Annotated in this window: 29 protein-coding genes and 2 pseudogenes; 19 read left to right on the top strand and 12 right to left on the bottom strand. The window is 56.3% G+C overall.

Features of this window, described 5'->3' with window-relative positions:
- The first annotated feature begins 30 nt into the window (after positions 1-30).
- The gene (locus tag G9465_RS23060) at positions 31-294 is read left to right on the top strand and encodes an AbrB/MazE/SpoVT family DNA-binding domain-containing protein (protein ID WP_166975100.1); all 264 of its coding nucleotides are present in this window, start codon (positions 31-33) and stop codon (positions 292-294) included.
- A 6-nt stretch (positions 295-300) separates the two neighbouring features.
- Positions 301-852: a hypothetical protein gene (locus tag G9465_RS23055; protein WP_166975097.1), complete on the top strand. Its 552-nt coding sequence runs from the start codon at positions 301-303 to the stop codon at positions 850-852.
- A 608-nt stretch (positions 853-1,460) separates the two neighbouring features.
- Here G9465_RS23055 and G9465_RS23050 read toward each other — a convergent pair.
- Positions 1,461-1,784, bottom strand: a complete 324-nt coding sequence (locus G9465_RS23050; protein ID WP_166975094.1) for a hypothetical protein — start codon at positions 1,782-1,784, stop codon at positions 1,461-1,463.
- Positions 1,785-3,038: 1,254 nt separating this feature from the next.
- Between G9465_RS23050 and G9465_RS23045 the strand changes: the two genes are divergently transcribed.
- Entirely contained in the window at positions 3,039-3,341 is a 303-nt protein-coding gene (locus G9465_RS23045) for a hypothetical protein (RefSeq protein WP_166975091.1), read from the top strand.
- 234 nt (positions 3,342-3,575) lie between these two features.
- On the opposite strand, the gene G9465_RS23040 is transcribed toward G9465_RS23045, so the two are convergent.
- The gene (locus G9465_RS23040) at positions 3,576-4,052 is read right to left on the bottom strand and encodes a hypothetical protein (RefSeq protein WP_166975088.1); all 477 of its coding nucleotides are present in this window, start codon (positions 4,050-4,052) and stop codon (positions 3,576-3,578) included.
- Positions 4,053-4,125: 73 nt separating this feature from the next.
- Here G9465_RS23040 and G9465_RS23035 point away from each other — a divergent pair, with 73 nt between their 5' ends.
- Positions 4,126-5,379: an MgtC/SapB family protein gene (locus G9465_RS23035; protein ID WP_166975085.1), complete on the top strand. Its 1,254-nt coding sequence runs from the start codon at positions 4,126-4,128 to the stop codon at positions 5,377-5,379.
- Between the two features lie 125 nt (positions 5,380-5,504).
- Positions 5,505-5,755 (top strand): annotated as a pseudogene (locus G9465_RS25915) (hypothetical protein); the annotation flags it as partial.
- 211 nt (positions 5,756-5,966) lie between these two features.
- On the opposite strand, the gene G9465_RS23025 reads toward G9465_RS25915, so the two are convergent.
- Entirely contained in the window at positions 5,967-6,422 is a 456-nt protein-coding gene (locus tag G9465_RS23025) for a hypothetical protein (protein WP_166975082.1), read from the bottom strand.
- A gap of 235 nt (positions 6,423-6,657) precedes the next feature.
- Between G9465_RS23025 and G9465_RS25910 the strand changes: the two are divergent.
- Together G9465_RS25910 and G9465_RS23020 are read left to right on the top strand one after the other, a co-directional pair.
- A pseudogene (locus G9465_RS25910) lies at positions 6,658-6,822 on the top strand (site-specific integrase); the annotation flags it as partial.
- Positions 6,823-7,556: 734 nt separating this feature from the next.
- On the top strand, positions 7,557-8,051 hold the full coding sequence (locus G9465_RS23020) for a hypothetical protein (protein ID WP_166975079.1): 495 nt from the start codon (positions 7,557-7,559) through the stop codon (positions 8,049-8,051).
- Positions 8,052-8,141: 90 nt separating this feature from the next.
- Here G9465_RS23020 and G9465_RS23015 read toward each other — a convergent pair whose 3' ends face one another.
- Both G9465_RS23015 and G9465_RS23010 read right to left on the bottom strand, forming a co-directional pair.
- Positions 8,142-8,552: a hypothetical protein gene (locus G9465_RS23015; protein WP_166975076.1), complete on the bottom strand. Its 411-nt coding sequence runs from the start codon at positions 8,550-8,552 to the stop codon at positions 8,142-8,144.
- Positions 8,549-8,824 carry an AbrB/MazE/SpoVT family DNA-binding domain-containing protein gene (locus G9465_RS23010; RefSeq protein WP_166975073.1) on the bottom strand — a complete coding sequence of 92 codons (276 nt, stop codon included), beginning with the start codon at positions 8,822-8,824 and terminating at the stop codon, positions 8,549-8,551. The genes G9465_RS23015 and G9465_RS23010 overlap by 4 nt, the downstream gene beginning before the upstream one ends.
- A gap of 204 nt (positions 8,825-9,028) precedes the next feature.
- Between G9465_RS23010 and G9465_RS23005 the strand changes: the two genes are divergently transcribed.
- Positions 9,029-9,457 carry a CBS domain-containing protein gene (locus G9465_RS23005; RefSeq protein ID WP_227015836.1) on the top strand — a complete coding sequence of 143 codons (429 nt, stop codon included), beginning with the start codon at positions 9,029-9,031 and terminating at the stop codon, positions 9,455-9,457.
- Positions 9,458-9,555: 98 nt separating this feature from the next.
- On the opposite strand, the gene G9465_RS23000 is transcribed toward G9465_RS23005, so the two are convergent.
- Entirely contained in the window at positions 9,556-9,762 is a 207-nt protein-coding gene (locus G9465_RS23000; RefSeq protein ID WP_006108718.1) for a cold-shock protein, read from the bottom strand.
- 117 nt (positions 9,763-9,879) lie between these two features.
- On the opposite strand from G9465_RS23000, the gene G9465_RS22995 reads away from it, so the two are divergent.
- The 8 genes from G9465_RS22995 to G9465_RS22960 all read left to right on the top strand — a co-directional run bounded on the left by G9465_RS22995 (position 9,880) and on the right by G9465_RS22960 (position 12,496).
- Positions 9,880-10,050, top strand: a complete 171-nt coding sequence (locus G9465_RS22995) for a hypothetical protein (RefSeq protein ID WP_166975070.1) — start codon at positions 9,880-9,882, stop codon at positions 10,048-10,050.
- Between the two features lie 108 nt (positions 10,051-10,158).
- On the top strand, positions 10,159-10,320 hold the full coding sequence (locus G9465_RS22990) for a hypothetical protein (protein WP_166975067.1): 162 nt from the start codon (positions 10,159-10,161) through the stop codon (positions 10,318-10,320).
- Between the two features lie 26 nt (positions 10,321-10,346).
- Positions 10,347-10,619, top strand: a complete 273-nt coding sequence (locus G9465_RS22985; protein WP_166975064.1) for a DUF433 domain-containing protein — start codon at positions 10,347-10,349, stop codon at positions 10,617-10,619.
- Complete coding sequence (locus tag G9465_RS22980; protein ID WP_166975061.1) at positions 10,620-10,946, top strand: DUF5615 family PIN-like protein; 327 nt, start codon at positions 10,620-10,622, stop codon at positions 10,944-10,946.
- Between the two features lie 136 nt (positions 10,947-11,082).
- Positions 11,083-11,451: a MarR family transcriptional regulator gene (locus G9465_RS22975; protein WP_166975058.1), complete on the top strand. Its 369-nt coding sequence runs from the start codon at positions 11,083-11,085 to the stop codon at positions 11,449-11,451.
- A complete protein-coding gene (locus G9465_RS22970; protein ID WP_166975055.1) occupies positions 11,441-11,782 on the top strand; it encodes a hypothetical protein in 342 nt (113 codons plus the stop codon). Before G9465_RS22975 ends, G9465_RS22970 begins: the two co-directional genes overlap by 11 nt.
- A gap of 189 nt (positions 11,783-11,971) precedes the next feature.
- Positions 11,972-12,136, top strand: a complete 165-nt coding sequence (locus G9465_RS22965) for a hypothetical protein (RefSeq protein WP_166975052.1) — start codon at positions 11,972-11,974, stop codon at positions 12,134-12,136.
- A 6-nt stretch (positions 12,137-12,142) separates the two neighbouring features.
- A complete protein-coding gene (locus G9465_RS22960; RefSeq protein ID WP_227015835.1) occupies positions 12,143-12,496 on the top strand; it encodes a hypothetical protein in 354 nt (117 codons plus the stop codon).
- Between the two features lie 1,399 nt (positions 12,497-13,895).
- Here G9465_RS22960 and G9465_RS22955 read toward each other — a convergent pair.
- Entirely contained in the window at positions 13,896-14,069 is a 174-nt protein-coding gene (locus tag G9465_RS22955) for a hypothetical protein (protein WP_166975049.1), read from the bottom strand.
- Between the two features lie 211 nt (positions 14,070-14,280).
- Positions 14,281-14,673 carry a hypothetical protein gene (locus G9465_RS22950; RefSeq protein ID WP_166975046.1) on the bottom strand — a complete coding sequence of 131 codons (393 nt, stop codon included), beginning with the start codon at positions 14,671-14,673 and terminating at the stop codon, positions 14,281-14,283.
- 297 nt (positions 14,674-14,970) lie between these two features.
- Between G9465_RS22950 and G9465_RS22945 the strand changes: the two genes are divergently transcribed.
- Genes G9465_RS22945 through G9465_RS22935 form a run of 3 tightly spaced genes read left to right on the top strand, consistent with a single transcriptional unit; the run spans position 14,971 to position 18,054 of the window.
- Positions 14,971-16,392: an FAD-binding oxidoreductase gene (locus G9465_RS22945; RefSeq protein ID WP_166975043.1), complete on the top strand. Its 1,422-nt coding sequence runs from the start codon at positions 14,971-14,973 to the stop codon at positions 16,390-16,392.
- Entirely contained in the window at positions 16,392-16,850 is a 459-nt protein-coding gene (locus tag G9465_RS22940; protein WP_227015834.1) for an ester cyclase, read from the top strand. Before G9465_RS22945 ends, G9465_RS22940 begins: the two co-directional genes overlap by 1 nt.
- A 22-nt stretch (positions 16,851-16,872) precedes the next feature.
- Positions 16,873-18,054 carry an MFS transporter gene (locus G9465_RS22935; protein ID WP_166975034.1) on the top strand — a complete coding sequence of 394 codons (1,182 nt, stop codon included), beginning with the start codon at positions 16,873-16,875 and terminating at the stop codon, positions 18,052-18,054.
- A 289-nt stretch (positions 18,055-18,343) separates the two neighbouring features.
- Here the strand turns inward: G9465_RS22935 and G9465_RS22930 are convergent, their stop codons facing one another.
- The 4 genes from G9465_RS22930 to G9465_RS22915 form a co-directional block, all read right to left on the bottom strand.
- Positions 18,344-18,622, bottom strand: coding sequence for a UPF0058 family protein (locus G9465_RS22930; RefSeq protein WP_166975031.1), 279 nt, complete (start codon positions 18,620-18,622; stop codon positions 18,344-18,346).
- 60 nt (positions 18,623-18,682) lie between these two features.
- Positions 18,683-21,337, bottom strand: coding sequence for a bacterio-opsin activator domain-containing protein (locus G9465_RS22925; RefSeq protein ID WP_166975029.1), 2,655 nt, complete (start codon positions 21,335-21,337; stop codon positions 18,683-18,685).
- A 156-nt stretch (positions 21,338-21,493) separates the two neighbouring features.
- Entirely contained in the window at positions 21,494-21,754 is a 261-nt protein-coding gene (locus G9465_RS26510; protein WP_227015833.1) for a HalOD1 output domain-containing protein, read from the bottom strand.
- Between the two features lie 143 nt (positions 21,755-21,897).
- Complete coding sequence (locus G9465_RS22915) at positions 21,898-22,155, bottom strand: winged helix-turn-helix transcriptional regulator (RefSeq protein WP_166975023.1); 258 nt, start codon at positions 22,153-22,155, stop codon at positions 21,898-21,900.
- Positions 22,156-22,615: the final 460 nt, after the last annotated feature.

The following is a 22,615-nucleotide window of genomic DNA, read 5'->3' as shown; positions in this document are numbered from 1 at the left end:
GAGGAGGACAACAGCCTGCTGTGGCCCCCGATGTTCAGGGGGGTACAACAAGCGAGCGAGAACGCGGCGGAACAACAGCAACAGTTGCTGAGGCAGATGCTCACCGGCGGCGACATGCCGACCATCGATATGAACCAGCTCGGCGCACTGCGGCAGACAGCGACGTTCAAGACGCGCGTCCAGAGTGGTGGACGCATCAGCATCCCCGATGCGGAGCGCGAAGCACTCGGCATCAATGAGGACGATCTCGTTCAGGCTATCGTCTTCCCGGTCACGACAACCAACTCAGAGTAACCACCAATGGCAGACTACATGACCCCCGTTACGACCGTATTCGAGATGCAACGTACGACCGTCGAACAGAGCCAGAAGGCCCTCGAGCAGAGTGTTGCCTTCCAGCAGACCCTCAACAAAGCTGTCATCGACAGTCTCGATAGACAGGGTTCGGCCCAGCGCCGCGGTGTCGAATTCTCGCAGACAGCGTTCCACAGCTACCTCGATGCCGTCGAGGCGACTGTTCCCGGCATCGAGACATCCGTCGACGAGCTTCGGACGGCCGTCGACGACCAGTACGATGTCTTGTTAGAGAATCATGCCGACGTGTTCGAGAACGTCGATGCTGAACTTCAGGAAGGTGCCGAGGCCTACGACGAACTGACCGCCGACGCCCTCGATGCGCTGGACGAGCAAATCCAACTGTTGGTCGAAGCCCACGAAGAACTTGAAACTCAGTCGGTCGACACTGTCGAGCAGGTCGGCGAGCAAGTCGAGGAGCTCCAAGCACAGATCGAAGATGTTCAGAAGCAAATTCACGACATACAGGCAGCAGCAGAGGAAACCGACGAAGAATAACTGTTTGTCCAGTCCTGAAGTCGGAGTGGTTCAGCCGTCGGAGACCTGCTATCCCGCAGAAAAGAGTTCCTGGGTCACTCTTTTTTCGTGGGGACTTGACCACGCGAAGAACACGCCTGAGACGTGAAGTGGTACTCGCCAAGTCCGGTGTTGCTGCAGTTTCGACGAGAGGAGACTTCTCACTGGTGAGCTATGACTGACAGACTGCCGCTTGAGTGACGTTTATCACACTGCGTACAGAGAAGAAGAGTGTAATATGTCAACTCCGGTGGAAGCTCATATTACATGTCCGGTCTGTGAGACGGCCCTAGAGGGAGAGTTCACAGCAGCAGAGCCCGGGACCGACGAAGTCCACGTTCAACTCGACTGTGAGGATTGCCAGGAACCGTTGACACTCACAATCGGGCTCATGCTGCCAGAACAAGTTGGTGTCAATCTGCGTGTGGATCGTGCGAATGCTGACTGACCTCTCTATAGAAAATCACCCACACATCCTGCCAGCCACAGAGTTAATCGGCGACCTGATGTGCATCCCTCTGGTAGTGAGTAGAAGACCGTCCTCTGAATGGAATGGTGGACCTCGGTTCGGTCAGACACAGCGAGAGAGTTCACTCCGACTCGTTCGAGTGTGTTTCGACGGGCAGTCCGTGTTGTGTCATTCCCCGGTCGTCGAGCGTTTCGAGGAAATCGAAAATGAGGTCACGGCTGTGCTCCACCTGTGTCGTGACAGAGTCGTTGGTGTGAGTGGCGATATCGTGGAGTGCGTACTGGATCCGGTCGAGCGCGCCAAGGGCGGGTGTCCCGTCTCGTTCGGCTTGCAAACGCAGGTGCTCCGCGAGTTGGTCTAACCGCTCACGAACCGCTGGGTCCGCTACCGCATCACTGGCTGCTTCCACCGCTTTGACGGCGCGCATGAGGTCGTCACGTGACATATGGTATCTCCCATCAAGCAATTGGTTGGTGTGAGTCAAAGCCCTTTGGAGTCTACAACAGATCGTGTCAACTAAGAAGGGTGAGGCAGGAGAATTTCTTGCTGTTTTGATGGCAAAAATCGCCCGCCTTAGCGGCAATGGAGAGTGGAGAGGTTTTGGTGTTTGTGGGGCGCAAGCGGACATCAAAGCCAGTGACGTTACCGAGATGTAAATCACGTAGCGGCTCTCTCACTGCCGAATACAGTCTCTTGCTTGGAGGTCTACAGAAAGTGCGAGCGGTACGGTCTTAGCCCGACGCAACGAGAGTGGACTGCCAGTGGTCTTCTCTGAGGAATATGACACGGAGCGGGTGAGGTGGTGGATTCCGAAGCCCTCTATGATCCGGTCCATCCCCGTTCAAGGTCAGAGGCACGGATTTCTCCCGCTCCAGATAGTAACTGACACCTTGGTTGATTAAAGATTAGCTTTAGATATCTTGAGAACATCTTGGACTGTTCTGTTGATGCGTGCCTTTGTCTGGTGATCGTCACCCGGGAAAGAGGTGTTTACGGAAGCGGTTTAGGGTACCGTAGAATAGAACTCATACCAGTGGTGCCGAGCTTTCTCTATCCGTAGATACAGAGGTTGGTAATGAGCATTCGCTAACTGCTGAAGGTCAGGGTGTGAGAACAGCTGTAGGACACACTCGGTTACACAAAAACCATGACGAGGTGGCAACCCCTATCTCCGACTTATCCGCTTCTGCTGGAGTGTAATTCTGCAGGCACTACTCGAAGTCGATCGGGTACTCTATCGAGGCTGACTCTGTGTTCAGGGAGTCGTTGAGAAGGTGTGCAGAATCTATCAGCGAGTACTGTTTGTCACCATTCCTCCCGTGGCGGGAACTCCTCACCACAACGCGGGCAGTACCGCATGGGCGCACGCTGCTCTTGCTTGTCCCTGCCGTACGTGATTTCTCGCCCGCAACTCTCGCATGCTATCTTTGACATAGTGTTCCTCGGCAAGTCGTTGCCGCACCAACGACCTACTGTAGAATCAGTGCCCTCTGTGTTAAAGACTCACGTGGACGGACAGTTCAAAATCGGTCCTGAATCCGATTATACAGCGTCGACTCAGAAGATAGACCGTACCCCGTGGATATCCTCACTAGTATGTTCAGTCTCTACACAGTGCAATCTTGGACGGTCGTGAGGCACTTGAGTCGCAGCCACTAGGGAGGGAACAGATATTGTACCCTCCAGGCTAGTTACACGCATGGACCCAAACACTGTCTTTGAACGGGCTGAGGTGATGCGTCAACCGGGCGATCTCCTTCCCAGAGGGTCGGAGGCAACGACGTGGGTCGCTATCGATCCCGAAACAGACTGTCGAGGCGTCGGGGATTTCGAGAAAGCAGCACGCACGAACCTCATGTATGCGGTTGAAGCATATTACGAGGGTCCAGAGAAGACTGCGCCATTTCTGAGCGCTGGGAAGAAGCAGACACACGAGATGCACTGGCTTCGTACCGGCGAGACGTCTCTCACCGACTATCTCCAGAACCACCTCCCGCTTTGACCGTCGAAAACACCGACGCGTACTCGTGTCCACTTTGGCGATACGGCTGGTCGTGCCTACAGTAGCAGGAGAAATCCATCTTGGAGAATATGTAATCGCTATCTGACAGAAAGTTTCCTGAAATTCACTACAAAAGGTTTTCTGAGAATAGATCGATAATTTCCACATAATCGGGTCTGTTCGGGTGGTGGTGCCGGGTAGTCAGGAAGATAGCTCACTCTCGGGTTGACGAATCTAGACTACGTCAACGATATTGGGTTGATGCGGTCTGTGGGGACCGCGCCCGCGACTGCAGGCGCGGTGGACCGTTGCCGAGACCTCACCACTGGTCTGGGCCTGCGAGACGTAGATGACGGCGACGCCGCCGAGGATAAGCCCGATGCCGATGACCAACGAGATCGTCTCACCGCCGACGACCACCGCGGTGAGGCCGAGGATTGCCAGCAGCCCACCGACAAGCCACTCCACGAGTGGGGTTTCCGTGTCCTCGTTCCGGCCGTACTCCGTACCGACGACGTAGTCCGTGGTGAGTAGGACGCTTTCGAGAGCGGTGTTCTGACTCTTGTCGTCTTGTTCGTGCTGGAGTTCGATGACGCGGCGGTCGGTGACGGCGACGGTTCGATTCTCGGCCGTGTGGGCCTCGATCAACCGTTCGCCGCTGGGGATGTGCGGTTCGAGGACGCGAGATTCTGATTCAGAGACGGCAGCCATCGTGCGATGGTTGTGTTTATTTGAGTTCTGTAGTCCCGTAGTTTGACGGTGTACCTAAACGAATCTCTGGTCGATGGTCGATCCTGTGACCGATCCACTCGTCGAAGTTCTCTTACATCTCTTCGTTGGTGTTGGACTTGGTGCTCTGATTGGGTTAGAACGAGAGCAAAGTGGGTCAGGGGGGACGTTCGCCGGGAGCCGTACTTTCCCCCTGTTTGCACTATATGGGGCGCTTGTCACGGCATTCTTCCCGAGTATCCTTTCGCTTGCCATCGGTGTGCTCGTGGTCCCACTGACCGTCGCATATGCGGGGAAAATCTGGTATGAGCAGGATATCGGTCTGACGACGCTGATGGCTGCCCTGCTCACCGCCATCCTGGGTGCAACGGCGATGCATTCCGATACCGGCGCTGTTGTAGCCATCATCGTCGGCGGTGCCACTACGGTGTTGCTCTCGGTCAAAGATCCACTCCACGAGTTCGCCAACCAGATCGAAGACACTGAACGCATGGCGTCGGTGAAGTTCATCCTCGTTGTCCTCGTTGTGCTACCGGCGCTCCCAGACCGCTCCCTGGACGTCCTCTACGGTCTCAATCCCCGTTTCATCTGGTTGATGGTCGTGCTCGTCACCGGGCTCGGGTTCGTGGCGTACGTACTCGCGCAATTCCTCGGGCCGGAACAGAGTATCGCGGTCACCGGCATCATCGGTGGGTTCGTTTCCTCGACGGCGACGACCGTGTCGATGGCGGAGAAGACGGTGCAGAACGAGACGCTGTATCACGTCTGCGCGTTCGCGGTCGTCACCGCGTCCATCGTGATGTTCCCGCGGGCGCTCATCGAGGTTGCGGTCGTCAACCCGGAACTGCTCCCGCATGCAGCTATTCCGCTGGGAGTTATGACCGTTGTGGGGATAGTTGCTGCTGGAGCACTCTACTGGCGGACTAGGTCCGCTGACACCGTCGAACCCGGCGAGTTGAAAAACCCGTTTCGGCTTCGGCCGGCACTCCTCTTCGGGGCGATCTTCGCGATTGTGCTCCTCGTCTCTGAATCCGCACACGAGTGGCTCGGCACTTCGGGCGTGTACGCCACCGCGTTCCTCTCTGGTCTGGCAGATGTCGATGCGATAACTATTACGTTGAGCAAACTTGCGGCTGATGGTACGATTTCGACGCAGGTTGCGACTACGGGCATCATCATCGCGGCCATCGCAAACACCATCGTCAAGGCAGCTTTGGCGTGGCTCTTAGGCACATATCACCTCGGACGACTTGTTACCATCGTGCTAAGCATCGTTGTACTGAGCGGACTCGTTCTACTCGCAATCTAGTGCCGAACCCGGTGAACCCAACTCACACGACTGTGCTGCATTTAGCCTCTGAGTCGGTCACACCGATCTCTGTTGGTCAAGATTCTGCTACATGGAAACGTACGAATACTTCTGCGAATCACTACGAGTATCCGGAGGCGAACGACCGGACTGTCCCGTGGTGGTGGGCCGAGAACCGCGGCGATCTCCGGCTCCGCGAGAGGAAGATACTGGAGCAACGCGAGGTGTTTCGGCTGGAGACGGTCGGTCACGGACAGGTCGTGAAATACCTCGGCGACCGCCCGGTCTCATGCGAGTCGGCTCACACTCTCGATACGACTTCGGCGAACTGCGGTTGAAGCCCCTCGGCGAACAGTATCAAGAATCAGAGAAATAATGACTAACAGGCTACCAATGCAACACCAGAATCAGGTTGAATCGGGCGAGAAAAATACAGCGGTGCGGCTGAATAAAGAAATCGTATTACCAACAACTATTTATCTAATAACCTCAGCTTTGCACGTTGAAGTGGAAGGGATGTAGAGGATGGCAACAACTGTTGATGCTGATTATGGACTTCGTTGCCGGTAACGTGCAAAGCTGTGTCCTCAGTAGAAATCCGGCGTCTGCTGGAGGTACAACAAGATACCGAGCAGATAGCTGCCGAGGCAGATCGCCCCGATTCCCGCTCCGAGATGGAGCATCGAGTCGAGTGTGAGAGGAGCAAGCATGGTAGTGCCGAGTGCTGTGGCTCTGACGAAAAGATAGATGAACAGCCCCATCACCGGGGCGATGATCAGTAGCGTGCTTGTGAGGACGCCATCATTCATGTACGCGTTGGCGATCGCCAGTCCGACAGTGCTGACGAACACGAACACCGCGATCGATTCGATCACGAGGTGTGCATACAATCGTGGCCATTCCGAGAGAAGCACGTTCCCGAGTGCGGCAAATCCAGCTGTCAGGCCGCAGAGGCCGACGGCGCTCGTGATGAACCACCGCGTTCTGGTCCGATCACGGCCGAACAGCCACGTGCGTGACGCAGACGGGAATTGATCCATCATGTATCGATAGTGAGGACGGCAACCACCAACTGAGTTTCGGCATCTCAACCACCATACGCAGAGAAGTCCATAATCGGCATCATCCGTCCTTACCACCGCCTACGTCACGCTCCTACTTCAACGTGCAAAGCTGAGTAATAACTTTATTGGGTATCCCACAGACTAGCGAGGCAAGAGCACACCATCGGTCTGTCGGGAGCAGGTAGGGTGAGAAGGGTCGGACGCCGACGAGTCACCGCCGGCGCGGTCGCCCCATGACGTGCGGAGTGGTCGGGTAACTGCTCACCGACTGGCGAACGAGGATCGGATGAACGCGAACGAGGACGTTCTGGATAAGCACTACGACCGGTGGAGTTCGCGACAGAAGGCGGAGCAGCGACGGAGCTTGTTTGACCTATGAGAATGCACAAGTTCAACGTTGAGACGCATCGAGAGAAGGATACCCCAATACGGGGAGTGCAGGGCTTGCGACGACACCCGTGTTCGTCGGCATCGTGACTGACTCAGCGCGGACGGCGACGTTCGCGAACAAGCGACGAAGCGGGGTTTCGTGACCGGCAACAGCAGCACCGTCCCGGTCATCGTCGAGCTGGAGTCCGGCGGGTTGCGGGGTGGGACAGAGGTTAGCCACCCGCTGCCGAAGCGCCGGCGGGATACCGACATGGCCGATGCCTGCCACCCGATGTGAGTTATCTGGCATCACGCGTCAGGGGATGGGTAGTAATTAATTGATGTGTCGGGCCACACAATATTAGTAGGTATTGTCAGGTATACTCTCTAATCTGAGTACATAATCGGACCTCTCTGTCGGCTTTGCGCGTGATGACAACGAGTTCTTCGAGGGCTTGTCCCAGTGTTTATCCTACGCCACTGTCGACGCCGGCGACGAACGAGTGCTGGGTCCAGTATTTGTTGGTAATTAGATAATTTTGATACTACATGTTCGAAAGTTTGCCAAGACAGTCAACGTACCTTGGTGACGGAGTAATGAATATATAGCATGTCAACTGTCTTATCTGAGCATTACAGATACACTATACAATACCATGTCATGATAACACCCACCATGACGGAGGTCGAATCCAACGTGGAGCGTTCGTCGGTATCGAACGCGCAGCACCAGGTGTGATCACCATGGCAACCGAACAACCGACTGTCGGCGGAGAGGAACAGACCAAATACGAATCACGGCTGCGGAACGGGTCCTCGTTGATGGCTCTAGCAGGCGTTGCGTTCATCGGCTACGGCATCGTCTTTCTAGTCCTGAACTTCGTGGGGAGTGGCTTCGAACTCGGGGTGAGTACGTTAGATGGCATGACGAAGGCCGATCTGAGCCCGACGGTGGCATACTACATTAGTCACCTCCACGTTGCGACCGCTGCATTCATCATCTCGACAGGTATCGCAGTCACAGCCCTCTCGTGGTACGGGGTTCGCCAGCGACTCACCTGGGCATGGGCGACCGCAGTCGTTGCCGCTGTCGTCGGCTTAGCACTCGCGTTACCGATGCACTACACAGCAGACGCGTTCGCTCACAATTGGCTGACACACCTTGGCCCGATCTATCTGGCGACGATCGTCTTTGTCATCGGCGTTGTGCTGGCGTATCAGGGGTTGCAAGCGTCGTAGTTGGATAGGCATGTCGACAGCCACAGTCGACACATTCTTGAATCACCTGTGCGGCTCGCCGCACTTGCTTCCAGTCTCCGATGAGGCAGCTCAGGTGTCGACAGCCCAAATTACCGATTCAGATGAGAACTCGCCGTCGTTCGAAATGATAGCGTCCGTCCCCCGTACGCGATGGTTTGCAATCAACAGCGCGTCGTGGAGCGTGTGGTGGTCGATGAGGCTCCCGTAGACAGCGAGGTCCTGCTCATCGGCCGGCGCGATCTGGACGGGTCCGTCATGCACGAGCCCACGTAGTACCGCGTTCGGTGTTGTGTCGACCTCAACGCCAGCGATTGTTCCTTTGTTGACTGCTGTCCAGATCGCCTCGCTCACGGCCACCGTCGGCGCCTCGATCACGTCGACGCCCTGTTCGGCCCGCTCGAAAGCCTCGTCCGCAGCCGTCGGGAGGCAGTCGACGAGGTACCGTGCCATCGCAACGCCGTCGGCGGTGTAGCGTGTCATTCCGGCTGCCACTCCGACCGACGCTTGTCCCGGATTTCGGCTTCCATCTCCTCGACCATTTCCTCACGCTTTGCTTCGGAGACGTCGTCGTCGACGAGCATCCCGCGCCCGGCCGACTGTGTGACCTTCCGGATCCGAATACCGTCCTCAGTCTTCTCCCACCGGAGTTCGTCGCCCTCCTCGAGACCAAACTCCTCTCGCAGCTCCTTCGGGATGGTGACCTGTCCCTTCCGTGTGATGCGCGTGGTTTTCTCGTCTGTGTCGGTACTCATACGAAGTACTACGTGGTGTAGTACCTAAGCGTTTGGTCCTTGATCGACGGCAACGCCCTGTTGAACAAATTGTGAATCGGTCAGTGCAGAGGACCTATTCATCATGAGGAGGAGATTTGTATCAATCAATTTTTACTGAACTATTCGGCCAGTCGACCTGGGAATAACCGGTGTCTTTTACAGCTTCCTCGGGGTAGCTATAGTATGATTGATCAGTCTGTCGGGGACGTGATGACACGCTCGGTTCGGACGATCACTGCGGAGACGACTGCATGTACAGTTGCCAAGCTGTTCGCAGAGTATGACATCGGTTCAGCGGTCGTTGTTTCGTCTGAGACGGATGACCTCATCGGGATCGTGACTCGGGCAGACATCATGCAGCAAGTTGCGAGTGGGGCAGAGATAGTGTCAGTCCCCGTGAGCGCGTTCATGTCCAAGCCGGTCATTACTATCAACAGCACGGCGAACATCCATACTGCAGCCACGCTCATGAAAGAGCATTCGATTCGACGACTCCCTGTCGTCGATGATGGTCACCTCGTCGGGATACTGACAACGACGAACCTCACCCATTACTTGCCTCGCTTACGAAACACGATCCTTCGTGAGCGGAACGAGCTTGCCGGGCAGTGACAACCCTATTAATCGATACAGAGCAGTTGCTACGGCGTGAAAATGTCTGGAAGAGCGAATTTCCGGCCATCGCTACAAACGACGGACGAAATCAGTCGTTATTTGCGGACGAGGTTCGTCGCGCGGGGTCCCTTTGGGGATGATTCGATGTCGAACTCGACTTCCTGACCCTCCTCGAGGTCCGGACCGCCAACGTCCTCCATGTGGAAGAAAACGTCCTCGTCGTCGTCTACATCGTCGTCGTCAGTCGAAATGAAACCGTAGCCGCCAGTGTCGTTGAAGAAGTCAACTTTACCGTTTGCCATTACAAACAATGATAGTCCCCTTGCGCGGATAACACTTCCGAGGGTTGAGTTACCACGGCCCCGTTGGATACGCATAGGGAAGATCGGACAAGAGTTCAACTCGTTCGGATTCCAGTCATGGGTGGCGGAAACGGGTATTACGTCGCCGAAGAGGAGGCAGAAATCGCGTCAGCGTTAGAGACGTTGGAGAGTCGAATGTTGAACACGGCCGAGCACAAGATGGCGCTTCGACGCGCCGCACAGCAGTGGGATGACGTCGACGCGGACGGCGACTACGATATTCTCTAACCAACAGAACGGGGTGATTCGGGGCGAGTGTTGGTTAGCAGTATAGGGCGGCGTATGGTGACACGGTGTTGCCGAACCTCTATGCCGACGAAGTCCCACAATTCGTGTATGTGCGAGGAAACGGCAGAAATCTACTCGCGGGCAGCCGCCAGCGAAACGTCCGCTTCCGAGGCTGTCGAAGACCTCAGGGAGTTGGCCGAGGAGGTCGACTGGGACGTCGAGCGGATGCTTGCCGACAGCGAGCGCCCAGAACGGTCCGAACACTCTTGAGCGCAGGTATAGTATGCTGTGGTAGCATGAGTTCGACGGTCCGCATCGTGAAGACGCCCGACGTGCTGCATGGGAAGCCGCGTCTCGAAGGAACGCGTGTCGGTGTCCTCCAGATCGGGGAGTTGGTTCGCGAAGCTGGGTGGTCGTTCGAAAAGGTGGCCGACCAGCTGGACCTCGACATCGCTCAGGTTGAAGCGGCCACGGAGTACTACGACGACCACCCCGAGTTGATGGAAACGCTACGGGCACAGAAAGAGGCACGTCAGCAATCCGTCGACGCCCTCAGCCGCGCTGAGTAGATGCGGATTCTCTGCGACCAGAATGCGCCCGCCAAATACGTAGCGGCGCTCCAGCGTGTCGATGGTATCACCGCGACCACTGTGGACGAGGTGCTTCGCCACGACGCCACCGACGTCGAGATAGCACGGTTTGCCGAAGACAACGGCTGGGTCGTCTTTACGAACGACGATGATTTTTTCGTGGCCGGTGGGGACCATGGACTGCTCTTGTACGACCAAGTCGAAGACCCGGCATCCGGCGACGTCGTCGCCGCTGTCGAAGCAATCAGCCGGGCGTATCAATCTCACTCGGAAATCGTGGAAAGCGTCCCCGGTGACTGGGTCTGACTTTTCCGAGACAGTTTCGACAGTCGCGGTTTACTAACCAACATATGCGTCTATTCTGGCGTAGGTGTTGGTTAGCAATCGCCCACCCGAACAGCTATGTGTTACAATGCGTTAGTAGTAGTTACAACGGGTTACAATGCCAGTCCATTTCGACAGCTACAGCGACCAAACCGAGGGCGAGGGGCCCGCGTTCGACCCCGACACGAACGCCTACGGCATCCTCACGTTCCTCGGCCAGCACGACGAACAGGGCTTCAAACCCTCGGAAATCGCCGAGCGCACAGGCATCAAGCCGGGGAGCGTCCGCGGGACGCTCAAGCGCCTCGAAGACGACGGGCTGGTTCGCCACGCCGAGCCGTACTGGGCCATCGGCGACGACGACCGCGTCGCCGCACTCGCCGGGTCGCTGCTGAGTATGCAGGCCATCAGCGACCGCTACGCCGACGACGAGTTTGAGGGCTGGGACGAGGAGGCCGTCGACCCGCGGGAGATGCGTGACGAGTAACCAGCCATTCCAGCGTGGCGACGTCGTGAAGCACCCGGCGCCGTTCAAACAGCCGCCGAGGCACCGCTTTTTCCTGATTCTGAGCGAACCGTCCCATCCCTTCCACGGGCAGGAGTACTCGGTCGTCGCGCTCACGTCGAAACAGCGGCCCGACGCCGTCGAAATCGAGGACAACGACTGGCGGTTCGGTGGGCCGTCCGGCGACAGTTACGCGTCGCCGTGGTACGTCTTCACCATCAAGCACGGCGATATCGTGAACGCGCAAGGCAGTCTGACCGACCAGAAGACGGACGAAATAGCCAAGGACGCGGCGTCCTATCTGGGCGTATGAACAACGGCGACTATCGGCCAGCCGTCCCGGTCGGCGTCCTCCGAGCCATCGACGATTTGGCCGCAGGGCGCACAGTCAGCAAGCGCGAGCTTGCACACGTGATGGAGGAATGACGGACATGGACGCCGACGGCTTCGAGACGGCCGACGTCGACGTCATCCTGGGCGAGAACCAGACGGCCGACGAGCTATGAGTCCATCAGACAGCCCACGGGACATCCAACTAGGGTCCGGCAAATTGCTCGCCGGGCGTGTCGCGGCCGTTGACGTCGAGGAGATGGAGACGTGCTCGACTGAGGTGATGCGCGGCCGAACCACCGACGGGCTGGTGCCCGGCCTGTGGGCGGCGACATAGCGGGCCATGACGGACCTCGGGGCGGTGCTGGTCGGACTCTCCGCTCTCGTGTTCGTCGTCGGGCGCTCCTACGAGGTAGTGAGCGATTGGCTGGAGCGCGACGACGTGGACCCGTCGCCGGTCGAGGAGGTGCATCAAGCGTATCTCGACGGCGAGATTGACGAGGCGGAGTTAGAACGCCGACTCGGCATCCTCGTTGACGACCGGGCGACGACGATTCGGGACATGTGCGACGACGTCGACGGTATCGGCGACGAACTCTCTCGCGAGCTCGCCGACGAGTTCGACAGCGTGGCCGATCTCCAGCGCGTGGACGGGATTGGGGAGAAGCGGTCCCAGTGGCTGCGGGACGAGTTGTAGCCGATATTGCGAGCCATAGTGAGTACTCTCCTTTACCCCCGATTCTAAATGGGTGGGTTTGTGAACATTTAACACACTTGAAACTCGACTCTACAGTAGGCCATCGGTGCGGCAACGGCCCGATGAGGAACATGATGTCAAAGATAGCATGCGAGAGTTGCGGGCGAGAAATCACATACGGGAGGAAGAGTCAAGAGTCGCGTGCACCCATGCGATACTGTCCACGCTGCGGGAGGAATTCCCGCCACGTGAGGAGTGGTGACGGGCACTACTCACAAATCGGATTCCTCCCGCGTTCCGTTCTGAGACCACCCAATCACCCTGTCGAGTGTTTCCTGTGCTGTACGGGTACGGTAGCGGTGTTTTTTCGCTGATGTGCCCTTATGCACAGGAGGACATTTTGATGCACGAGAATCCTTCACTCTGTTGCAGTCGTCCGCTCAGCCGGTTTAGCTACAATTTAGTTGCCAGTATATTAGGTAAGTAGCTAATGTCTTTTAATTATCCATCTATATTTGTATCCGGGTCGCTGGAGGAACCCAAGAGCTATTGTCACTTGTATACCCATCTCCGGCGACCCTTCTCCGTTGAGAAAGGGACGATATCCGAGAGCGGGCATTCTCGTTCAGTTCGTAGTTTAATACTCGATAATTTCGTCTGCAACGTCTGATTGGTATACCTGCGTATCGAGCAGAACTACGAGTTTTGTAACGATAATAAATAAAGAGGGGGTTTATTCGAGTTTACGCACAAGACTAGCTAATGTTTCCATCCACAGAGGTCAGAGACGATCTACCGTCTGCTTGTGAGGAGGTTGCGCGACTCCGTCTCCGATGGTCTAACTATTCTCTGTCGGAATTAGTGGAGAAAGACGTTCTTGAGCGGGATGAAGACGAGAACGTTGTGAGAAAGTGTAAGCGATTCACCGAAGTATGGAACGACATATGGTGAGAGGAAACGCGGGTCGGTAACTAGCGTTACCTCTATCCCCTGTACTGACCAACATGTGAGACCTCACAATTTGGTGCCCGAGAAGCGTGTGTTCTAGTGCAATCTCGCTCGGTTTGCCCCCTTCTGATCCCCAAGTTTACCGAGAAATATAGATGTCTTGCAATAGAATTGGAGAACGAGTGCACCAAGCTGAAGGACTACAGAATGACGATAGCAAGCGAGTATGACTCTCTAACAACGAACTGTCGCGGCTAATCGAGCAGGCCGAGACAGCTCACCTACGGTTGGCCTTCCTGCTCGCCGGTCGGCTCTGTTGAAATCCTCAGCCCCTGATAGTTTGTAGAAGTCGTGCTGCATACAGGGCGCGAATCTTGCACTACCTTCGGCAACGAAATGGGCGTTACCTACATACGCACAAAACAACGATTTTAGAGTATACTGACTGATATTACCGACCGTTCTTCTCGATCATCGCTATCTCACCGGGCGAGAAAAATACACGGTCCTCGTCGTCACGATGCTCCTTCGCCGCGACCCAGCCGTTGTCCATAATTTCCACGTCGAACGCTATCTGTTCGTCCTCGCCACCGCGCCAGTGGATCATCGCGCTTTCGAACTCCATACTCGATCAAGGCACGCCATGACCATAATGGAGGCGAAAACGCCGCTGCTGTGACCAATCGCTAACGCTCTTCGCAATCGTTACCGCTTTGCTACATACACGCTCTATATTCAGCAGCCGGTTACTGACAGCCCCTGAGTAGGGTTTCCAGAACCTGCCGAATACACCAGGCATATCTCATGATTCGGGACCCTGAATCCATCCCGCAGTATCAATGGTCGTCCGAATCGCGGAGCGACACGACCGTCATCACTAAGGCAGTGATTCCAAGTACCCGCGTCATCGGGATCACCCACGATTTCACGGAGATGTCGTCTGGGTTCTCGTACGCGAGCGACAACCCGAAATTCAGGTACCGACGCGGTGCAACCGCCGCAACGGATCCAATCAGGCCAAACACCACGCCTACGACACCAGAGAGTAATCCAGTCCGGCGTACAAGGAGGAGATAGCCAATCCCTTCGATGCGGGCCATCGGGATCGTCCAACCGCGGAGTATGGCGTCCTCAGGATTCTCGAACGCTACCGTCTCCGCAGTTTCGACGATTCTGCGTGGAATCCCTACCATTACGAGACCGATTACCGACAGCAGCGTTTGAAGCATAGTGATTATTCGTTGACCATCGAAATAAGCGTTAGAGATCGGATGTAGAGCGGTGCTCACAGATCTAGCTCAAGAAATCTGGCCTTGTTGAAACCCCCAATCGGTGATAGGTTTCACCGCCCGTGCTGAATAGAGCGCGCGTATCTTGCAGGAATATCTCAGAAGAACTGCTGGCAGACTGAGCTGACGCCCCGTATTGGTTAAGGATTAGGTATAATCATATGCCAGACAGATTCCTGACCGGTGGCTGAATAGCTACCTTATTACTATTCAAGAGAAACCGGTCCTCTCCTGTACATGGTCGACTCCCCCTCGATCAACGACGTCTTTGAAATCGAAGAACGGTTAGCGGCGTTACGAGCGGAATTCCGGGGTGACATCCTCCTCCCCGAAGACGATGACTATGATGTCGTCCGTTCTGTGTGGAATGGGATGATAGACCGCAGACCGTCGCTCATCCTACGCTGTACTGGAACCGCTGATGTCGTCGCCGCGGTCAATTTCGCCCGCGAGAACGACATGGAAGTGTCGATTCACGGCGGTGGCCATAACGTCGCGGGCAAAGCTGTCACTGACGGCGGCCTGATGCTTGACCTCTCGCCGATGAATGGCGTTCGTGTCGACCGCGAGAACCGGACGGTTCGTGCGCAGGCCGGGGCGACGCTTGGGGATGTCGATCACGAGACGCAACTATTCGGACTAGCCACTCCCTTAGGAGCAGTCACTCAGACCGGCATCGCCGGGCTGACGCTTAACGGTGGATACGGGCATCTTACACGCGAGTACGGTCTCGCGTGCGACGCTCTAACTGAAGTTGACGTAGTGACTGCCGACGGGCAGGTCCTGACAGCGAGCGAGGATCGGAACGAAGACCTGTTCTGGGCCGTCCGAGGAGGAGGTGGGAACTTCGGTGTCGTCACCTCCTTCGAATACGAGCTCCACGAGGTGGGTCCTGAACTGTATATGTTCTACGAGTGGTTCCACGCCGACGATGGCGAGAGCTTATTGGATGAGTTACGGGAGTGGACAGACTCGGCACCGCGAAATGCCGGTGTTCTGACATTCACTGCACACATTCCCGAACTCGACGAGTTTCCCAAGGAGTCGTGGGGGGAACCCGCTGTCGTCTTCGTGGGGTCATACCGCGGTGACATCAACGCTGACAACGACCTCTTCGACCCGCTCAGGGGAGATACCACACCGATTGCTGACTTTAGCGGACCGGTAACGTACAGTGAGCTCCAGTCGATATTCGACGAGGACTACCCTGATGGATTGCGGTACTACTGGAAATCGATCTATCTCACCGAAGTAACCGACGAGGTCATCGACCTGATGCTCCGGTACAACGAGAAGACACCTTCGGCTATCTCGACAATCGACCTCTGGTCCCTTGGCGGGGCTATGGGCGACGTTCCACAGGATGCCACCGCCTTCTGGCACCGGGACAAGCCGTTTATGCTCAACTTCGAAGCCAACTGGGAAGACCCAGATGACGACGACGCTAATATTAGCTGGGCGCGTGAGGGAATCGCTGAACTAGAGGAACTCCCAGTCGCATCCGGACGGTACGGTAATTTTCCGGGACTTGCAGAGGATCCGGCCGAATTGCTGTTCGGAGACAACTACGACCGGTTGGTCGACATCAAGACGAAATACGATCCCGAGAATCTCTTCCGGCTCAACCAGAACATCGCTCCGCGCCGTAGTGGTGACTAATGACTGTTCGATCACAGGACCAAGAGGAGAACTCAGGAAATTTGGCGGTCACGGGACGGAATGAACGACTCGTCCGAGAGTACTTTAAGGCGGTCTGGAACGAAGGTGACTTGTACGTGTTCGATACCGACCTCGTGAGCGGCGAGTACGTGCTCCACGCTCAATCGAACGACCAGTACACCGTCGAAGAACTCCGGAATGTGTGGTCTGACTGGCATCGGACATTCCCAGACCTCTCTAACGAGATCCGGGACCTGATTACCACTGACGACAGGGTCGTCGTTCGGTATCGGTTTTCGGGAACGCACGAAGCCGAAATCATGGGTATTCCCCAGACTGGCAAGACGATCGAAACTGCGGGAATCGTCATCTTGCGGCTCAAGGATGGTCAGATAGCTGAAACCTATGCGATGGATGACGTGCTAGGACTACGACAGCAGCTCGGAGAGAACTCGTAACACATCGGTAGTTTAGCTCACGATGAGCGAGATCCCGACTCGAAGCGACGTTCCATGGAGATCTCGGACTGTGCAGGCCGTGTTACTGAGTACAGCCTTGGCCCCCCTCGGTGTTCCGCTCATCAGTCCTGCCCTGCCCGTGATCCGTGATACCTTCGCCCTGACGGAGGCACAGGCGAGTCTGATCGTGAGCGGGTACTTTGTTGTGGGAATCGTTCTTTCGCCGTTCGTGGGCGTTCTCGCGGATCGCATCGGGCGCAAGCGCGTGCTCGTCGCCGGGCTCGGGACGTTCGGTCTCCTCGGTGGTGCGATCGCCTTCGCTCCGTCCTTCGAGGTCGTATTAGCACTCCGGGTGATACAGGGGACCGGCGCGGCCGCCATCTTCATCACCACCGTGACCATCCTCGGAGACACCTTCGAGGGACCGCAGCGAACCGCCGTTCTCGGTGTCAATATCGCGGTTCTCTCGGCTACTGCTGCACTGTTTCCTGTTCTCGGTGGCTTTCTCGTGGCTTTGGCATGGTTTGCACCGTTCCTCACGTACTTCGTTGCGATTCCCGCTGCACTGTTCGTCTTCGTTTCACTCGAGGAGCCAGTACATACGTCCCCCGGCCATGGAGTCACGTATCTCAGAGACGCGTTCGTCGCCATCACGACCCTTCCGACGCTTGCGCTGTTCGGGGTCACCTTTCTCACGGAGTTTCTCGCGTTCGGCGTCATCTTCACAGCGCTTCCATTCCTCCTCGAGCCTGTATTGACCCCGGTACTCGTCGGAGGCGTACTCCTGGCGGCAGAAGCCACCTCTATGGTCGCTGCGAGCTCAACCGGGCGTCTGGCTCGAAAGGTATCATCGCTACAGATGATTGCCATTGGCTTCGCGTGCTACGGGGTCGGATTCCTGATGTTCGGGTTCACGACATTAATCTGGGCCGTCGTGATCGCGGCCCTCTTCTCGGGTGCTGGAATCGGATTGCTCTTACCCAGTGTCGATGCGGCTCTAAGTGACCGAACCGATCAAGAATACCGAGCGGGTGCATTTAGCCTGCGGAACAGTACCACATTCTCCGGTCGCTTCGCTGGACCCATTACGTTTGCTGGACTCGCCGGAACTGCCGGGTTCGGGTACACATCTCTCCTGATCGTATCCGGCGCAGTTTCGGTCGGAGCAGCAATTCTCACGGGGCTGGCCGCAAGCCAGTCGTAACCCCTGGATTCCGGACTATGGTTTCGACAGACTAAGCCTGGCATCAGCGTCACTACCCATCTTGTAAGCACCGCCAAAATGCTGAACCCACCCTCTGTATTCAGCACCCGATTTCTATCAGCGATTGAGGGTTTCAACAGAGCCAAGCAGAAAGAAGGCAGGGAGGGGTGGATGGCATGTGGGGATGGAACTCGGCCGGTGTGGGGAGGTACATTGCCAGACCGGCCACTTCCAATTTTGGCGTGACATTGCATAGAGCTACCACCTTACCAGTCCGGTAGAGGGTGGACTACGATTTCGATGTGGACGACCCGGGCGACTCTGAAGATACTGTCGGCCCGTCTGCGCTGCCTCGGTGGGCGGTGAATGTCACGGCGAACCCATCCAACAAATGACCGATTGCCTCGGCATGAACGTCTTTCCGTTTGGCAATCGCCGTGGGGCGGACATCCTGTGAATCGTATGTCTCGAACGCAGCTGCCGGTATTTCGACCTCGTTTCCTTCGGCGAGATGTCGACGTGTCACGGCGAGCAAGCAGTGGATGTGGATGAGCTCTTGCTTTCGCATACACTGCACCACTCACTAGAAGCCAGTAGCAATGTTGCCACAATAATCCGGTACTGGCAGTTACAGACCTTCGTCTGTGGTCGCCTCGACCGAGGCTGTGAGGAGTTTTTGCAACCCCGAACGGATATGTTGATGAAACGTCGAGGGAGAGATACCGAGTGAATTCGCGATATCGTTCCCGGTACTGAGACGCGGTCGTTCGAAGAAGCCGGCGAAATAGGCGGCCTCAAGCGCATTGCGCTGTTTGTCCGTCAACAGCTCATACATCGTCGATCGGAATTGATGTTCAGTCTGGATCGGTCGGTCGACAGTCCGCTTCGCTCGGAGCTCAATCTTTGCCAACGTCGTCTCGAGGACGCCGATTATACGACCCACCTCGGCAGTTTGTGGGATCTCGACACGAACGGTTCCGTTTCCATCTGTTGCGGTCATCTCAGTGACAGTCCCGCCCAACTCCGCAACCACCGTGCGTATCGACGACTCGTCTACACCGATCTCACAGAGACACTCGCCATCCCGTTCATCGATTACTCGTGCATGGTCGTGGCTCTCGAGTTGTGCCGCGATCTCTAGAACAGCCGTCGGTGATGCTCCCGTCACAGTAAAGTACTCGAGGTACGAGGTGTCGTCTCGTCTCGCGGTACCCTCGAGCGATACTGTTGCCTCCAGTTTTGTGGCAGCTTGGACGAAGAACTGCTCGTCATCCCAACAGTCGAATACGAGTTCGACGACACTGTCGGCGACGAGCGCCTCCTTCCGCTTCGCTGCGGCCATCGCATGTCCGATCGTTTCGCCGAGTTCCGCGAGCACCGTCTGCTGGCGTTCGCCGATAGATATCGAATCGTCGGCATAGACGACTAAAACACCGTAGAGCATCTCCCGATACAGTATCGGAATCCCGATGGGAACGCTACCGCCATCTCCCGAGCGAACGTCGCTGGCAGGTTCGGTCGTCGAACACACTGAACGGTCACGACCCACACAGATATCGTGTGTCTGGAGTGCCCGCTCTGACGGCCATACCGACGCGTCGTCGTCTTCCACCATGTCGAGTCGTTCCCTGAGATCGGCCTCGTCGAGTCCGGCCCAGGCACACGGCGTGAGATACCGACCCGGAGACTGTGGTTCACCAATCCAGGCAGCGCTGTACGAATCGACGGTCGCCAGTCGGTCACAGACAGCCTCTTCGATTGCGGCTCGGTCGCTCGCCTGTACGAGCGCTTTTCCGATGTCGCGAATGACGGTGTTGATTCGGTTCAGCCGCTCCAGTTCGTCACGTTGGTGTTCGATCTCTCGTTCACGCTCCCGTCGGTCTGTCATGTCGCGTGTGACTTTTGCGAATCCTTGCAGTTCGCCGTTTTCGTGGAGTGCCGTGATGGTCATGTGCGCCCAGAAGGTAGAGCCATCTTTGCGGACTCGATAGCCTTCGTCTTCGACGCGTCCATCGGTGGTTGCCTCCTCGAGGAGGGCGTCCGGAACGCCGTTCTCGACAGCCTCGTCCGGATAGAGGACCGAAAAGTGTTTGCCGAGTATCTCCGTTTCAGAGTATCCTTTAATCCGCTCAGCGCCTCTGTTCCAGGTTCTGATCCGACCGTCACTGTCGAGGAGACATATCGCATAGTCCGTAACCGCGTCGACGAACAAGTCAAATCGTTCCCGCTGACGTTCAGCCGCCTGTGTCGCCGCTTTGCGGGCACTGATGTCGCGCCCCGCCCCAACGATCCCCCAGACCGTCCCTTCCTCGTCGGTGATTGGCGCGCCGTTGAACTCGAACGGAAGGTGGGTCCCGTCCTTCGTCACAAGGTGTGACTCCTCCGTTTCGACCGTCTCCAGTTCGGCGACGTTCGATATCGTCTCGGCGAGTTGTGGCGTATCACTGTCGGGGACGAACTCCAGTGCGTGCATCGTGGCGATTTCGGTATCCGAATAGCCGGTCATCACCGGGAGGCGCTCGTTCCACCACAGCATCTGGCCGTTCGTATCGAATACATACACGATCTCGGGGATGGCGTCGAGAATCCCGTTGATCAGCGTGGAGTCGTCGAGACGATCATGTTCCACCACACTATCAGCAGTGAGTGGTTCAGACGATCCAGACTGGAAATGGGCGTAGAGTTCTCTCGTCGTGGAACGAGCAGTGTGGCGGAGTCGTTCTTGAACCGCCGCCATCGGTCGCTCTTCGGCGTTGAGTAGTCGCCAGGCAGTTCCATGCCGGAGTGTCTGTGGCGACACGTCAGACGTATCGCCTCGACCAGTGAGCGCATAAGGGCGAATCGAAACAGCTTCAGCGGTCTTGGAGACGATATCGCGAATCGCTTTGGGTGTCAAACGGTCCTGTTCTCGGGATGGGAATAGGACAGCCGTCTCGACGTCCCGGTTGTAGAGATACGATTTGAGCAGACGGATCGTCCCGAGTGAGTGAGCGGGATCCAGTTCTATGGCCGTATTCGATACCGATTTCGTGTGTGTCGTCTGTGGTTGTTCGACATCCGGCAGAGACAGTTCGTCGCTGTCGAGGTCGAGGTGGTCGACGTCGAGGTCGACGAGTTCGCTGACGCGGAGACCAACGTCGTACAGCAGCGTGATGACCGCCTCGTTCCGTTGTCGGAATCGTGGCTGAAATTGCTCGTCGTAACAGCCTGTCCGCAACCGCTGGATTTGGTCTGGCTGTACCCACGTCGCGGCTCGATCGGTTCCGGGATGTGTGGCAGACATGAGCTCAAACCCTCGCGTTGTGGCTGTACTGTCCCTAAGTGTTTGATTACCTGTACCCATATTTAAAAAGATATGCCTACCTGTCATAGTACATGAAGTATGAGACACACAACAGCAGACGTATCCGTGTTATACCTAGTGAGTCACTATCGGAGTTCACACTGTCTCGGTGGTCACATACCCGTCTGAATGGACGAAAATGGTGTATCCACAGTACTGAAACCGTACGTGTCTGTCCAATTGTGAGGATTGGTCTGGCCAGTTCGTGAACAGAGCATCAAGGGCATCGGTGTCGATGGTACCTTGCAGTGCGGGGAGTTCGGATTCGTCGACGTCCTCACGGCTGGAGACAGCCTGGATTACCGCAACCGACGGTGCATCGAAGCTTTCTCGAACGAGCCTCACACTTTGTGACATTGTCACTTGTGTTTGTTCACAAAGGTTGATAGGAATGATACCATAACTGTCCGTATAACAGATGCTCGCGGATAGCAGGTCGGATTGCTGAGTTCGAGACACGATTCACATGTTCTCTCTCGTATAGGCGTTGGTTTAGATGACTACTCCGTAGCGTCAGAGGCCTCGTCTGGTATCGCGATTGAGTAGAGGCGTTTACGCGCGTCGGCGAAGTACATCTGTTCTTCGACTACATTTCTGTCCATCAGCTCTTTCAGCGCATATCTGACGGTTCTGGTGGGGAGTAAGGTTTCCTCAGATAGCTGGCCTTGTGTTAGCTCGCCTTCGTATTCTAACGTTTTATAGACGAGCTTAGCGCTAGGGGGCGCATCGAGAAGATGTTTGCGCCTATCCTTACTCACAGATCCACCTTAGGATCCATCACAACAATACATTTGTTGACTTCCCCTACAGCGAAGGACACAGGAATTTCCGAAGTGGGACTTTAGCTGTTTTGTGTACCGCCTCAGAAGGCACTGCTTGGTTCTCCCTCTGAGCGTACTTTGCGGTGCAGACCATCCGATCAAACCGAATTGGTTCCATAGCGGTTTTGTGCGCTCCTAACGGGTGCGGGGCGTTCCACAGTGGGCGGGCCGCCTACCAATTATATTGATACAGACACACTCTCGGAAGCGCTCACGACCACCGCTATGTTCTGGTGGCTCGGTGATGATTGACGATGTCGAAAGCAGCTAACCAACAAAGTCGGGGATTCTGTGGGTTTGTTGGTTAGCTCTCAAAGACTCTGTCTCACCCAGACGCGCATTTTGGAAGGTCGGAAGTGTAAGGGGTGTTTATTCAGCAATCGCCCGTAGCCGACCC

It is taken from the genome of Haloarcula sp. JP-L23, from assembly GCF_011602445.1.
In the GTDB taxonomy this organism is placed as follows: Archaea; Halobacteriota; Halobacteria; order Halobacteriales; family Haloarculaceae; genus Haloarcula; species Haloarcula pellucida.
This window is presented reverse-complemented; position numbering and strand designations above follow the sequence as displayed.